11 protein-coding genes are annotated in these 15,381 nt (G+C 36.6%); 1 reads left to right on the top strand and 10 read right to left on the bottom strand.

Features of this window, described 5'->3' with window-relative positions; translation table 11 throughout:
• Nucleotides 1–5: 5 nt before the first annotated feature.
• From AC4PID_RS12930 to ftsE, 9 genes are all read right to left on the bottom strand, one after another.
• Nucleotides 6–488 carry an NADH-quinone oxidoreductase subunit NuoE family protein gene (locus AC4PID_RS12930; protein WP_492132421.1) on the bottom strand — a complete coding sequence of 161 codons (483 nt, stop codon included), beginning with the start codon at nucleotides 486–488 and terminating at the stop codon, nucleotides 6–8.
• A gap of 267 nt (nucleotides 489–755) precedes the next feature.
• Nucleotides 756–2,684: an excinuclease ABC subunit UvrC gene (gene uvrC / locus AC4PID_RS12925; protein WP_492132420.1), complete on the bottom strand. Its 1,929-nt coding sequence runs from the start codon at nucleotides 2,682–2,684 to the stop codon at nucleotides 756–758.
• Between the two features lie 262 nt (nucleotides 2,685–2,946).
• Nucleotides 2,947–5,871, bottom strand: coding sequence for an excinuclease ABC subunit UvrA (uvrA, locus tag AC4PID_RS12920; protein ID WP_492132419.1), 2,925 nt, complete (start codon nucleotides 5,869–5,871; stop codon nucleotides 2,947–2,949).
• Nucleotides 5,872–5,890: 19 nt separating this feature from the next.
• Nucleotides 5,891–7,870 carry an excinuclease ABC subunit UvrB gene (gene uvrB, locus AC4PID_RS12915; protein WP_492132418.1) on the bottom strand — a complete coding sequence of 660 codons (1,980 nt, stop codon included), beginning with the start codon at nucleotides 7,868–7,870 and terminating at the stop codon, nucleotides 5,891–5,893.
• A 122-nt stretch (nucleotides 7,871–7,992) separates the two neighbouring features.
• The gene (locus tag AC4PID_RS12910; RefSeq protein ID WP_492132417.1) at nucleotides 7,993–8,193 is read right to left on the bottom strand and encodes a hypothetical protein; all 201 of its coding nucleotides are present in this window, start codon (nucleotides 8,191–8,193) and stop codon (nucleotides 7,993–7,995) included.
• A gap of 16 nt (nucleotides 8,194–8,209) precedes the next feature.
• Entirely contained in the window at nucleotides 8,210–9,427 is a 1,218-nt protein-coding gene (locus tag AC4PID_RS12905; RefSeq protein ID WP_492132416.1) for a S41 family peptidase, read from the bottom strand.
• A 10-nt stretch (nucleotides 9,428–9,437) separates the two neighbouring features.
• A complete protein-coding gene (locus AC4PID_RS12900; protein WP_492132415.1) occupies nucleotides 9,438–10,577 on the bottom strand; it encodes a murein hydrolase activator EnvC family protein in 1,140 nt (379 codons plus the stop codon).
• Nucleotides 10,578–10,586: 9 nt separating this feature from the next.
• A complete protein-coding gene (gene ftsX, locus AC4PID_RS12895) occupies nucleotides 10,587–11,480 on the bottom strand; it encodes a permease-like cell division protein FtsX (RefSeq protein ID WP_492132414.1) in 894 nt (297 codons plus the stop codon).
• Nucleotides 11,470–12,156 (bottom strand): cell division ATP-binding protein FtsE, encoded by a 687-nt coding sequence (gene ftsE, locus AC4PID_RS12890; protein ID WP_492132413.1) that lies wholly within the window; start codon nucleotides 12,154–12,156, stop codon nucleotides 11,470–11,472. Before ftsE ends, ftsX begins: the two co-directional genes overlap by 11 nt.
• A 183-nt stretch (nucleotides 12,157–12,339) precedes the next feature.
• Here ftsE and AC4PID_RS12885 point away from each other — a divergent pair, with 183 nt between their 5' ends.
• Nucleotides 12,340–12,912, top strand: coding sequence for a 5-formyltetrahydrofolate cyclo-ligase (locus AC4PID_RS12885; RefSeq protein ID WP_492132412.1), 573 nt, complete (start codon nucleotides 12,340–12,342; stop codon nucleotides 12,910–12,912).
• Here the strand turns inward: AC4PID_RS12885 and AC4PID_RS12880 are convergent.
• The gene (locus AC4PID_RS12880; protein WP_492132411.1) at nucleotides 12,902–15,352 is read right to left on the bottom strand and encodes an AAA family ATPase; all 2,451 of its coding nucleotides are present in this window, start codon (nucleotides 15,350–15,352) and stop codon (nucleotides 12,902–12,904) included. The two genes, AC4PID_RS12885 and AC4PID_RS12880, sit on opposite strands and share 11 nt — an antisense overlap.
• Nucleotides 15,353–15,381: the final 29 nt, after the last annotated feature.

Raw genomic sequence — 15,381 nt, 5'->3', positions numbered from 1 at the left:
CCTCCTTAATTCGCTTGGTATTTTTGGATGATGCCAGGGATATCATTTAAAGTCAAACGACCATAGACATCTTCATTTACAGTTAATACAGGCGCAAGACCACATGCTCCGATGCATCTTGTCGCTTCTAATGAGAATTTACCATCTGGAGATGTTTTGCCAACACCAACATTTGTCATCTCAGAAATTTTATCAATTAGTTGTTGCGCTCCTCTTACATAGCAAGCTGTACCGAGGCATACTGAGATTAAATAATCGCCTTTTGGTTCAAGTGTAAACTGTGAGTAGAAAGTAACTACGCCATAAATTTCAGCTAATGGTGTATTTAACTTTTCCGAGATCACTCTTTGCACTTCCATTGGGATTGCACCGAAAATATGTTGTGCTTCATGAAGAATCGGCATCAAAGGACCTTGCATATCTTTATGCTCTTCGATCACTTTGTGAAGCTTTTCGAAATTTTCATCAGTTAAAAAGTTCTTTGCCATTAAAAAGTTCCTCCTTATCGATTGCTTGTTTAACACCGTAACCCGCGATGTCAAACCCCTTATTCCCTAGTATTTTACTAGGTTTAAGGTAGATTGTTAATTCCTTAACCCATATCATCATGAATTATAACATATATTGTTCACAAAGTATACAACTAAACTTTTTTATATTTTATGTTTTTTTTTTAACACTTTTCAAACAAAAAATCAGGCTTGAAATCTCAAGCCTGATCGATGATTCTCGTGTTTTTAATTATACTAACACCATTAATCTTTGTTAGCGTTTTCACCATCTAAATTGTTATAGACTTCACTATTAGGTGTTCTAAAATAATCATAGATGGATTGTGCGACTTTTGCATTAATTCCTGTAACTTCTTGAAGCGCTTCGACACTAGCATCTCTTATACGTTCTATAGTTTTAAAATGCTTCATTAGTTCAATTCTTCTCTTTTCACCAATACCTTCTATTTCATCCAAAATAGAATGTGTCATTTCCTTTGAACGTAACGACTTATGATACTCAATTGCAAATCGATGCACCTCTTCTTGTATTTCATAAACGAGCTTAAATGCATTTCTTCTCGCCTTTAATCCTCTTCGATCACCATCGTAATACAAATCCTCTGTTTTATGATAGTCATCCTTCACCATACCGGCTACAGGAACATATAATTTAAGGGCGTTCAGTACTTCTAATGCCGCATTAACATGCCCCTTACCACCGTCTATGAGTATTAAATCCGGAAGACCACTGTATTTATCACCTAATACACCTGTCTCTTCCGCCATCTTCATTTCTTCTAATACACGTTTATAACGTCTGTAAACAACCTCTTGCATTGAACCATAATCATTTGGGCCTTCAATGGTCTTTACTCTAAATCGTCTGTAATCTGAACGCTTCTTTTTACCATCCTCGAAAACGACCATACTACCGACAGAATAAACACCCGATATGTTTGAAATATCAAACGCTTCAATTCGCTTAATTTTTAAATTATCAGGCATTCCTAACGCTTCTCGAAGTTCACCTTCTGAAAGCGAGCTGAAGAGTTGTTCCTTTTCAATCTTTTCTTGGAACTTCATAATGTACTCTTTAGCATTTTTTTCAACCAAATCAATGGTCTTTTTCTTATCTCCCCTCTGAGGAACAGAAAAGGTCACTTTATAATCACATAACTTACTTAGCCATTCACTATACAGATCCTGATTTTCAAGTTGTTGAGAAAGATAGATTTCCGGAGGTACCATATCGTTACCAGCATAGTATTGTAAGATAAATGAGCTGATTAGCTCATCGCCATTTGCACCTTCAACATTTGAAAGATTATAGGATTCTCTACCGATTATTTTACCTTCTCTAATTTGAAACAACATGACACAAGCGCGATCTTCAAATCGGTACGAAGCAATATAGTCCTGATTTTTACCGGTATTTTGAATTGCTTTTTGTTTTTCATTCAATGCGCGTAACGCGTTGATTTTATCTCTATATTCAGCTGCCTCTTCAAATGCCATTTTTTCAGCAGAAACCAACATCTTTTCATTCAGTTCAGTTATGAGCCAATTTTTGTCGCCTGCTAAAAAGCGAATAATCTTCTGTATATAAACATTGTATGCCTCATCTGTAATCATATGATTACAAGCTCCAGCACATCTTCCGATGTGGTAATTAAGGCAAGGTCTTTCCACTTTATCTGTAATCTTTTTACTGCATTCTCTTATTGGAAATATCGTCTGTATGACTTCAAGCGTAGTTTTTACTTGATCCACGCTGGTGTATGGACCGAACACCTTATAGTTACCTTTTGGAAGCTGTCTCGTCATAAAAACACGCGGAAACCGTTCGCCTATAGAAACAACGATATAAGGATACATCTTATCATCCTTTAAAAGGATGTTAAATCGAGGCAAGTGCTTTTTAATTAGATTTGCTTCTAATATAAGCGCTTCCATTTCTGAATCTGTGATGATGTATTCAAACTCACTGATGTTGATCACCATCGTTTGAACTTTGGGGAGATGTGAGTTAAATCCTCTAAAATAAGAGCTCACTCTATTCTTTAGATTTTTTGACTTTCCTACATATATTATCTCACCTGATTGATCTTTCATAATGTAGATCCCAGGAAGCTGCGGTAATGTCTTAAGTTGTTCTTTTATATTTTCCTTGACTTGAAATCCTTGTTCCATGATTTCTCCTTAACTATACAACCATTCTTTTCATTTATTAACGCTATCATAACTTTGTCCTAAATCTTTGTCAACTGACAGAGCATATAGAATACTCATGTTAAACTAATCTCTGGGCCATCTTAGTGAATTAAGAAATCATATACGCCTATACAAAAGCGACCTGATTCAGCGAATCAGGTCCTAAATATTGGATTACTATAAGATATTCTTTTAGATATTCTTTTGGTCTATAATAAGATGTACATACGCTATGATTGATTTACTCTGGACTTACATCTTCGGTTGATGCTTTTGAAGATTTTGATGCTTTTGAAGATGATTTTGAAGATGTTTTCTTTGTTTTATCCTTTTCCTTGTAATCTTCAATTAACATACGCTCTAAAAATTCACCCGTATAAGATCCCTTGACCTTTGAAACTTCCTCAGGTGTTCCAGTCGCTATAACTGTTCCACCGTTATCACCACCATCTGGACCTAAGTCTACGATATAATCTGAGCATTTAATTACATCTAAATTATGCTCAATCACGACTACAGTATTGCCAGCATCAACTAATCTTTGTAACACGCTAATAAGATTATGAACGTCTGCAGTATGCAGTCCAGTTGTCGGTTCATCTAAAATGTACAGTGTTTTGCCAGTGCTTACTTTACTAAGTTCAGTTGCAAGTTTAATTCTTTGCGCTTCACCACCAGAAAGCTGTGTAGAAGGTTGACCCAATCGAATATAATCTAGCCCAACTTCATGAAGCGTTTTTAATTTTCTTTTAATTCTTGGAATATTGGAAAAGAACTCCAGCCCTTCTTCAACTGTCATATTGAGAACATCTGCAATGTTTTTACCTTTATACTTTACTTCCAATGTCTCTCTATTATAGCGTTTTCCTTTACAGACATCGCATTGGACGTAAACATCAGGCAAAAAGTGCATCTCAATTTTTATAATACCATCGCCTTTACAGTGTTCACATCTACCACCACTGACATTGAAGCTAAAACGACCTTTTTGGTAGCCTCTCATCTTTGCTTCAGGGACCTGTGCAAATAAGTCGCGAATCATATCAAACACGCCTGTATAGGTAGCTGGATTCGACCTTGGCGTTCTACCAATTGGCGATTGATCAATTTCTATGATTTTATCAATATTTTCAAGTCCAAGTATATTATCATGCTTTCCTGCTTTAATTCTACTTTTATTAATCGCAATAGCACATGACTTATATAAAATCTCATTGATCAAGGTACTCTTGCCGGAGCCCGATACACCTGTTATTGCACATAATACACCTAGTGGTATATCTACATCAATATTCTTTAAGTTATTCTCTGTTGCACCGATGATTTTGATCATTTTATCTGAAACTGGTCGTCTAAGCGCTGGATAAAGAATTTTCTTTCTACCACTTAAATATTGACCCGTTATGGAATTTTTATTGGATAATATCGCTTTTAGATTCCCTTCTGCGATAATATGTCCACCATGCTCACCAGCACCTGGACCTAAATCTAAAATATAATCTGCTTCACGGATTGTATCATCGTCATGTTCAACAACCAAAAGCGTATTTCCCAAATCGGTTAAATCTCTCAGAGTTTTCAAAAGTTTTTGATTGTCTTTTTGGTGCAATCCAATACTTGGTTCATCGAGAATATATAATACCCCCACTAAGCCCGAACCAATTTGAGTTGCCAAACGAATCCTCTGTGATTCTCCACCCGATAGTGTACTAGCAGCCCTTGATAGCGACAGATATTCTAGTCCTACGTTTTTAAGGAACATCAAACGTGCATTGATTTCTTTTAAAATTTGCTCAGCAATCTGTGTATTGGTAGTATCTAATGATAATTTTTCGAAGAAATGAACTGCCTCTTTAACCGATAAGCTTGTCACTTCGTGGATATTTAACCCGCCAACAGTAACTGCAAGCACTTCATCTTTAAGTCGTCTTCCATGACAGGTATCACACTCAATTAAGCTCATAAACTCATCAATTTTTGAACGAATATATTCAGAGTTGGTAGCTGCATATCTTCTCTCATAGTTATTAACAAGTCCTTCAAAGGGGCGATTAAACTCTGCTTCACCTACGTATTTGCTATCGTACATAAATTTCACTTTCCGATCACCTGTACCAAAAAAGATTTCGTGCTTTACTTTTTCTGGTAAGTCTCTAAAAGGCGTATCGATAGACGCACCTGCTTCCTCAATTAAAGCGTGAATCATATTGACATAAAAAGTACCGTCAGCACTATTCGCTATTGGCAGTAACGCACCTTCACTTACGGATATTCTTTGATCTGGAACCAGTAGCTCTGGATCTACTTTTTTAGTAAAACCAAGTCCATTACAATCAGGGCAAGCACCGTATGGTGCGTTGAACGAAAACATTCTCGGTTCCATTTCCGCAATTCCATGACCGTGTTCTGAACAGGCAAATTTCGTATTAAATGTTATATCCTCTTCATCTAATATATTAATGGTTACAACGCCTTCAGCTAACTTTAAAGCAATTTCAATAGAATCTGTTAGTCTTTGTTGAATGTCTGGTTTAATCACCAATCGATCGACAACGACTTCAATTGTATTCTTTTTATTTTTTTCAAGTTCAATGGTTTCACTTAAGTCCCTTGCTTCTCCATTAATTCGTGCACGTACATAGCCTTCTTTTTTTAGCGCTTCAAGAAGTTTTTGATGTTGGCCTTTCTTCCCTGTAATCATTGGTGCTAAGATTTGTATCCTTTTACCTTCTTCGATCATAAATACTTTATCGACAATCTGATCGACAGTCTGTGGTAAAATCTCGATGCCACAAACTGGACAATGCGGAATCCCGACTCTTGCATATAACAGTCTTAAATAATCATATATCTCCGTTACTGTACCTACAGTAGAGCGTGGATTACGACTGGTAGTCTTTTGGTCAATGGAAATCGCAGGTGACAAGCCTTCTATATACTCGACATCTGGTTTTTCCATTTGTCCTAAGAACTGTCTTGCATATGAGGACAAGCTTTCTACATATCTTCTTTGTCCCTCAGCGTAGATCGTATCAAATGCAAGAGACGACTTACCTGAACCACTAAGTCCCGTTACGACTACCAATTGGTCTCTAGGTATCGAAACATCAATATTTTTTAAATTGTGCTCTTTCGCACCTTTTACATAAATGGTGTTTTTACTCATAAAATGTCCTCTTCTAATCTTACTTTACCTTTAAAGTCTTTAATTCAACAATCATATCACGCAGTTCAGCTGCTCTTTCAAACTGTAAAGTTCTTGATGCTGCAAACATCTCTTCTTCAAGTTGAACGATATAATCTTTAAGCTCTGCTTTACTCATGGATTTAATTTGCTCTGCTTTATATTCTTCTACTGAATCTGCAGCAACCGTCGCTTCGATAACTTCTCTTATGCCTTTAACAATACCCCTAGGTACGATACCATTTTGCGTATTGTAATCCTCTTGAATCTGTCTACGACGATTGGTTTCATCAATCGCATACTTCATAGAATCTGTAATACGATCTGCATACATAACGACTTTACCATTAATATTTCTTGCAGCACGGCCGATCGTTTGAACCAGTGATGTTTCAGAACGTAAAAAGCCCTCTTTATCTGCATCTAGAATCGCCACTAGGGATACTTCGGGTAAATCTAACCCCTCACGAAGTAAGTTAATGCCAATCAACACATCAAAAACGCCTTTTCTAAAATCCCGTATAATTTCCATTCTCTCTAATGTTTTTATATCAGAGTGCATGTATCTAACTTTTAGTTCAAGCTTTTTAAAATAATCGGTTAAATCTTCTGCCATTTTCTTAGTTAAGGTAGTTACTAGGACTCTTTCATTGCGCTCGATACGCATCGTGATTTCACTGTACAAATCATCTATCTGACCCTTAATCGGTCTTACGTCTATGTGTGGGTCTAGTAATCCTGTTGGCCTGATAATCTGTTCTGTAATCGCTTCGCATTTTTCATACTCATAGGGACCAGGCGTTGCACTAACATAGAGTGACTGTGGAATCAAGGTTTCAAATTCAGTAAAATTTAATGGACGATTGTCCATCGCCGACGGGAGCCTAAATCCATAATCAACCAGCGACTGTTTTCTCGTTCTATCTCCACCGTACATCGCTCTTACCTGAGGAATCGTAACATGAGATTCGTCGATAACAAGTAAAAAGTCATCTGGGAAATAATCAATTAATGTATATGGACGACTCCCAATTGGCCTTCCAGAAAGCACACTTGAATAATTTTCGATGCCTTGGCAAAAACCAACTTCTCTTAGCATTTCAATATCGTAACGAGTTCTTTGTTCTATCCGCTGAGCTTCTATTAATTTATTATTGTCCTTAAAATACTTTACACGGTCTTCAAGTTCAGCTTCAATCTTAACAATTGCAGCCTCTAACTTATCTTTAGGGGTTACGTAGTGCGATGCAGGGTAAATGGTAAGATGGTTTCTATAGCCTAATATTTCACCTGTTAGTGCATTGATCTCCCCTATGCGTTCGATTTCATCGCCAAACAGTTCAATTCTATAAGCACGCTCAAACTCATATGAAGGCATAATTTCAATAATATCGCCCCGTACTCTAAATGTATTACGAGTAAAATTCAAATCATTTCGCATATACTGAATATCGATTAACCTTTTTAAAATCTCATCTCTTGACTTCTCCATTCCAGGTCGTATGGACAAAGTCATACTTGAATAATCAATCGGGTCACCCAGTCCATAAATACAGGATACGGATGCGACAATGATCACGTCTCTTCTTTCAAATAGTGCCGAAGTCGCACTATGCCTTAGTTTATCTATTTCTTCATTAATAGAAGCATCTTTTTCAATATAAGTATCCGAATGTGCAACATATGCCTCAGGTTGATAATAATCGTAATACGATACAAAAAATTCAACCGCATTATCTGGAAAAAACTCTTTAAACTCGCCAGCCAACTGGGCGGCTAACGTCTTATTATGAGCAATAATTAATGTAGGCTTTTGTACTTTTTCAATGATGTTAGCAACTGTAAAAGTTTTACCAGAACCAGTAACACCAAGTAGTATACTGTGTTCTTTCCCACTTTCTATTCGCTCGACTATATGCTCTATCGCCTTAGGCTGATCTCCTGTTGGTTTAAACTCTGATTTTACAACGAACTGATTCATTTACACCTCCGAACAAGTGTTCTCTTTACATTATATAGCTTTACACCAAAAGCGTCAAATAGATTCTCTATAAAATAATTCAACCTAGATACGCGATGAAATCGCTTATCTAGGTTGTCATGTTATCTTGTTAACCAATATGTTAAGAGTGTCATCATGGCAATTATAGTGCCCAAAATAGTCAATCCAATGATACCAAAATTCACCTCAGGTTCTTTTTCGACCTTCTTCTCTATAATGGTTTGATCATCTACCGCTACTGAAATTCGATCAATTAATTTCTTTATTTCATCGGCCTCAGATTTATACCTTGCAGTATCCATAATGCCTCCTAATGGCTTAGTTTCCTAATTCGGTATTCATGATTTCAATTGCTTTTTGTAATTGGTTATCATCTGCATCTGTTGGATTTTCAAGTTCATAGTAGGATTCGTCTAGTTCTACAACGACATCTGGTTCAATACCTACGCCATGAATATTTACCCCATTTGGCGTGAAGTATTCAGAAGTCGTTAATTTAAAACCAGTTTCAGCATTATAAGGTTTAACGATTTGAACGATTCCTTTACCAAAGGTTGTCGTTCCAACAATAGTAGCAGCTTTATGATCTTTTAAGGCACCCGTTAATATTTCAGAGGCACTAGCCGATCCGCCATCAACCAATACAACTATTTTTGTATCGTATTTTGATGCGTCAGAAGTATATTCTTCATTATCACCATTGCGGCTTTCAGTGTATACAATCATACCTTCGCCAAGGAGTTGATCTGCAATTTCAACACATTGACTTAAATAACCACCTGGATTTTGTCTTAAATCAATAATTACACCCTTAGCGCCATCTTTCAAAAGTGCATCCATATGTTTTTCAAACTCTGCAGCAGCATGCTCGTCAAACATCGTCAATCTCAAGTAGCCTATTTGATCATCTAGCATTCTTGATTTAGCAACCTTAATATCAATCCATTCTCTTACAATTTCAACATCGAATTTTTCTTTGTTAGAAGGTCGATAAATCGTCAGTGTTACAGGAGTACCCGGTTCACCTTTTATCGTAGCAATCGCTTCATCCATCACATCGGCATTTACAGTATCGCCATTCACACCAATAATTAAATCCTTTGCAATTAACCCAGCACGATCTGCAGGTGTATCTTCGATAGGTGATACTATTTCAATCTCATTGTCGTCATTTGGAGCTAAATAAATCCCTATTCCAGGATACTCGCCTGATGAAGATTCCATATAGTCTTTAAACTCTTCGTCATTCATGAATACTGAGTAAGGGTCATTTAAAATTTCGAAGATCCCTTTTTTCATACCCTCTACCAACGTTTCATCAGTTACATCCTTGTAGTAATTTTGCTCGATATAGTTTTTTAACTCTTCAACTTCTCGATACTCATCCACAAACGATTGATAACTATCGAGAGCTGATTGGCTAATAACCACCTTGTCACCTGTATTCACTTGAAGTAAAGTTGTAACAAAAAATGTAGATAGTGCTGTGATCGCAACTAAAAATAAGCTTAATATGACAACGTTTGATTTTCTCAATTTATACACCTCAATTTCCTTTTACATAAGTCAACGGATCCACATACTCGCCATTCATTCTAACTTCAAAATGCAAATGTGGTCCTGTTGAATATCCTGTGTTACCAGTTTGACCGATAACCTCTCCTTTTTTTACGACTTGGCCAACTGTGACACTTATTACATCTAAGTGACCATATAAGGTCGTATAGCCGCCACCGTGATCGATTATAATTGCCTTTCCATATCCTGCAAACCAGTTGGCAAAGACAACGGTTCCCGTTTGTGCTGCAACAAATGGCGTCTTTCTAGGCGACTCAATATCGATCCCCGTATGCATCGTGTATTCCTTAGAAATTGGATGTACCCTATTTCCAAAATATGAACTTATCGAATATTTTCCAGGAACTGGCCACATCATTTCACCACCCACATAGGTAGCCGCCAGTTTCATGTTTTTAATAATATCCGTCAGTTGATCAGCATCATTTTGAGCTGCTTTTTCAAGTTCAATCATTGAAGATTCATCTTTTTTCAAATCTTCCTTATATGCTATGAGATTATTAAGAGCAACCGTTAGCTCATCTTGCTTCTTAAGCTTCGTATCAATTAGTGCAAGTAATTCTTCTTGAATGGTTTCAAGCTCTAGTTTTTTAGTTGCAACTATATCTCTTTGCTCTTTAAGAAATGTGATTAAATTCTGATCGTGGACAACGATCATTTGAATCATATCGATACGAGACAATAGATCAGTGAAATCCTCTGCACCGAAAAGAACCTCAACATATCCAATAGTACCCGTCTTGTACATTACTCTTAAACGGTCGTTTAAAAGCTCATTCTTCTCGCCTATTTTTTCCTCTGCTTCAGCGAGTTCCTTAGTCTTTTCATCGATGGCAATCTCAGTATTGTCTATATTTATATTTAACTGATCAATCTCGCCTTCCAAGGTTTTAATGCTATTTTGGACACTGTTAATTTTTTGATTGGTTTGGCTTTGTAGATTACGATTTTCATCTATTTCAGCATCTAAGGCTTCTAATTTTTGATTGAGTTCTTCTAGCTCCCGTTCGCGTTTTTTTAGTTCATCATTTGCAAACGAAATGCTTGTTACGAGAAGTGTAATCACTAAAAACAAAGAAAATACGGATCTAAGTTTATCTTTATTCATCTCGTCCTCCTATACGTTTAGATACTTACGCATAGACCATATACTGCCAAGTGCGCCAATTCCAGCTCCAATGATTAAGAATAAAAATAAGACATCTTTCATTAAGTCAGTTGGTGGAATCACATATGCCGATACTAAAACGTAAAAATCAGAATGCATCATTTCAAAGACATAATCGTAGGCAAACTTCATCGCTAAAGCAGAAAGTCCTGCACCGATTAAACCAAGAATTGTACCTTCTGCTAGAAATGGCCATCTAATAAACCAGTTGGTTGCACCAACGTATTTCATGATGTTTATCTCACGTCGTCTAGAGTTAACGGTTAATTTTATCGTATTGTGAATGATAAAGGTCGATATCGCAATTAAGACAAAGATGACAATTATCCCAGTTTTTCTAATTCCTTCTGTAATTGATAAAAGTTGCTCTACAATATCTTGGTAGGATTTAATTTCTTCAATCCCTTTTAAGTTTTGAACCTCATTGAGTACGCTACTGGAATAGTAAATATCTGACAAGTAGACAATTAATGAGCTGGGTAATGGATTTGACTCAAGTCCTTCAAGTAAATATGCATTATCTTGCCAAGATTCTTTCATCCTCTTTAATGCGTCGGATTTACTTTCATAAACAACGTCGGAGACGCCTTCAACATTTTTAATTCTATCTTGTAATGCAATTACTTCATCGCTGCTTAGGTCATCATTTAAATAAACTTGTATCGAATCAAATTGATCTTTGGCCGATTGTGCCATTGCATTGATGTTGAGAATTAATGCAAATATAATGCCTAGAATCAAAAGCGTCGCTGAAACCGATGATATTGAAGCAATGCTCATCAGTCGATTTCGCCAAAGATTCTTAAATGCCTCTTTTAAAGTAAAAATTGGTTTAATCATCATACCCGTACACTCCCACTTTGTCATCTCTCGCTATCTGTCCATTCTCTAGGGCAATGACGCGTTTTTTCATGATATCGACTATTTCTCTATCGTGCGTTGCCATTAAAATAGTGGTACCACGACGATTGATCGTTCTCAAGACTTTCATAATTTCCCAAGAAGTATCCGGATCTAAGTTTCCAGTCGGTTCATCTGCTATTAAAATAGGAGGATTATTGATAATTGATCGTGCAATTGAAACACGTTGTTGTTCACCACCAGATAGTTGATTAGGATAAAAATTACCTTTTCCATTTAATCCAACTAAAGCTAAGATCATTGGAACCTGCTTTCGAATGTTACGATGTGGGGTCCCCGTTATTTCCATTGCAAAGGCAATATTTTCATAGACTGTCTTATTGGGCAACAATCTAAAATCTTGGAAAACAACGCCAACCTTTCGCCTCAAATATGGCACACGTCGTCTATGGAGCTTTGTAATGTCCATGTCATCCACTGCAATATGGCCACTAGTCACATCGACTTCCTTTAAAACTGCTTTTATAAAAGTTGATTTTCCCGCACCACTAGGGCCAACGATAAAAACAAACTCACCTTTATCTATTTTGACACTTACTCTATCAAGTGCTAGAACACCATTGTCATACTTTTTAGTCACATTTTGAAATTCTATCATATCAATCTCCCAATTCAGCACTTGTCGTTCACTGTTAACGTTTACAGAATTCACGCTCTGTTGTTATTATACTAATTGTTGTGTCACGCGTAAACCCTATATACATTATACCTATACTTAAGGATGATTTTAATAGTATAATTGATTATAATTATTAAATAAATATTACACCGAGGTGAATTTATGGACAAGAGGCAAATCAGAACTGAAATTCTCGAAAAACGAAATAGAATGACTACAGACGAAAGAGAAAAAGCTGAATCGATTATTCTAAAATCACTTACAATTATGCCAGAATTTGAAACTGCCAAAACAGTTGCATCCTTTGTTAGCTTTAGAAATGAAATTGAAATGCAAACCATCAACCAATCCATCCTAGCTTCTAGGAAAAAGCTAGTTTTACCACTTATTGACATGACACTTAAAACCATGCATTTTTATTTCGTTGACGATTTAAATACTCTTGTAAAAAACAGCTATGGCATACTTGAGCCCAATCCAAGCACACATGTTCAAATCTCAAATGAAGACATAGAATTAGTTCTCACACCAGGTGTCGCTTTTGATCGACAGGGTTATAGGCTCGGTTACGGCGGTGGCTTCTATGATCGATTTTTCACGTCACTTAAAAAAGCGATCCCAAGTATAGGAATCGCTTTTGAATGTCAGGTTGTTTCACAGTTGCCAATAGATGAATATGATCAAAAAATACTAAAGCTATTAACTGAAACTGGTTTAAGAATTTTTACTCACTAGCTTTTTTAGTTGTTCGGGACGTCTTTTCTGATGCTCCCGATTCTTTTTTTGTAGGACGACCATCTTTTGCTAGTAATTTTAACCGTTCATCCACTAAATGGTAAATCGTTCCTTTTTCAAAGCTACCTGCAGAAGTGCGTTTACCAGGCTTTCTACCTGTTAAAATTTCAAGACCTTCATCTACATTTGATATCGCCCAGATATGGAAGGTTCCCTTTCTAACTGCATCAACGATTTCTTCGCTCAACATTAAATTTTTTACGTTTTGAATCGGAATCATAACACCTTGTTCATTGTTCAAGCCTTTTATTTTGCAAACATTATAATAACCTTCAATTTTCTCATTTACACCACCGATTGGTTGAATGATCCCACGTTGGTTAACCGATCCAGTAACGGCAATCGCTTGATTAATAGGAACGCCCGACAAATCAGATAGCAAGGCGTAAAGTTCAGTACTAGATGCACTATCGCCATCGACACCAGAGTATAGTTGTTCAAAAACGATACTAGCTGTCAACGCCAATGGTTTGTCTTGAGCAAACATACGACCTAGAAATCCCGTTAGAATCATCACGCCTTTATCGTGAATTTTACCACTGGTTCTAGCTTCTCTTTCAATATTGATGATTCCTTGACGCCCTTGATAAGTAGATACAGTTATTTTTGACGGCTTACCAAATGAATACTGTCCAGCACCAACAACTGCAAGTCCATTGATTTCACCTATTTTAAAGCCATCTACATCCATGAGATAAACGCCCTCTTTATAAAGTGAAAGCGTGTTTTCCTCGTACTTATTCGCCCTGATTTTACGCTCATCAAGTGCTTTTTGTACGTGTTCTCTTGTGACATAGTTCTCTTTATAATAACTTGACCACGCATCGGCTTCTATTATGACATCACCTATGGTCTTTAAATGAGCGGTTAGCTTAGATTGGTCATCTGATAATCGCGTTGCATGTTCTACTAAAAGAGCAACTGCTTCTGCTGTAAAGTGACTTAACCCTTCCATTTGGCATTTGGTAGAGACAAATCTAGAAAATTGATCGATGTTCTCACGTGTTCGTTCCATTTCCTCGTCAAAGTCAACCATTACCTTAAACAGTTTTTGAAATTCTTCATCATATGCATTTAATACTGAATAGGTGTAATAGTCACCAATGATAATTACTTTGACATCAATAGGAATCGGCTCTGGTCGAATCGTTTGAGATACTAAAGCACCTGCAAAAGATGCTCTACTGTCGATTGTCACAGCTTCATCTAGCAAGCTTCTCTTTAAGCTTTTCCAAGAATATGGATTGCTTAGGATGTCTTTTGCCAATAATATGAGGTAACCACCATTCGCGAGATGGAGTGCACCAGGCTTAATCATTGTAAAGTCGGTTTTCATCACGCCCATTTCATTTTGATATTCGATACTACCCGCCAAATTATAGTAGGTTGGATTTGACTCAAAAATAACCGGTGCATGTTTGACTTCACTGTTATCTACAAACAGATTGATACGATAACGCTCAAAGAACGCTTCTGGGTTTTTACTTGCAGCGAATATAGCCAAAGGATTACTTTCATCCTCTTCCTCTTCTTCTTCCTTAAAGAACTCAAGATTTTCAACTATATCGTCTTCAAGCATATCAATATAACGACGAATTTCCTCGTTATTTTTATTTTTCTCTTTAATGCCCTCTAAATGAAATTTTACGAGATGTCGAACCATTTGCTCGTCTAGACTCTTAAGGTGAGTTCTAAGATTCTCCTCTTCCATCCTGAGCTTATTAAACAAATCTATGGTTTCAAGACTTAACTTTTGAGAATTGCTCATTAAGACTTCATAGTCTTTTTGAGAGATATTGTGATAATCCTCTTCATTCATGGGCTTACCCTCTTTAAGAGGAATGCTAACGATCCCTTTTTCAGTTAGCGAAAACATAAACCCGTATTTTTTTCCCACTTCATTTAAACGTTCTACAATTGTATTTGACTGTTCGTTGTATGCTTCAATTAATTTTTGTTTTGCATTCTCATAATCGCGACTAGAAAAAATTTCCATTATGCCACGACGTAAAAATCGAATGGCGCGCTCGATTTGTTTAATGATATTTTTGCCCTGTCCATTCTCAACACGTATTGCAATTGGATGATAAGTGTCTTTAAAATTATTAACATAAAGCCAATCGCTTGGGGCAGGTCGTTTAATCGCTTGCTCTTCAGTTAGCATATTAACAAAACTATTTCTTCCAGTCCCCCATTGTCCAGAAACATAGAGGTTATATCCCTTTTTAGTCACACCGAGACCAAAAGTCATAGATTTTTTCGCACGTTCTTGTCCGATTATACCTCGGATTGGGCTCAATTCCTCCGTAGTATCAAAACTTAGTAAGCTTGGATCACATCTGTTGTAAAGTTGTTCGGGTTTTAATTTGAGCTTATCCATACTGGCCTCCTAAATACATATTTCACTAT

This window comes from Fusibacter sp. QWL-12, from assembly GCF_058683495.1.
The sequence above is the reverse complement of the archived record's forward strand: the minus strand, read 5'-3'. Positions and strand labels throughout refer to the sequence as shown.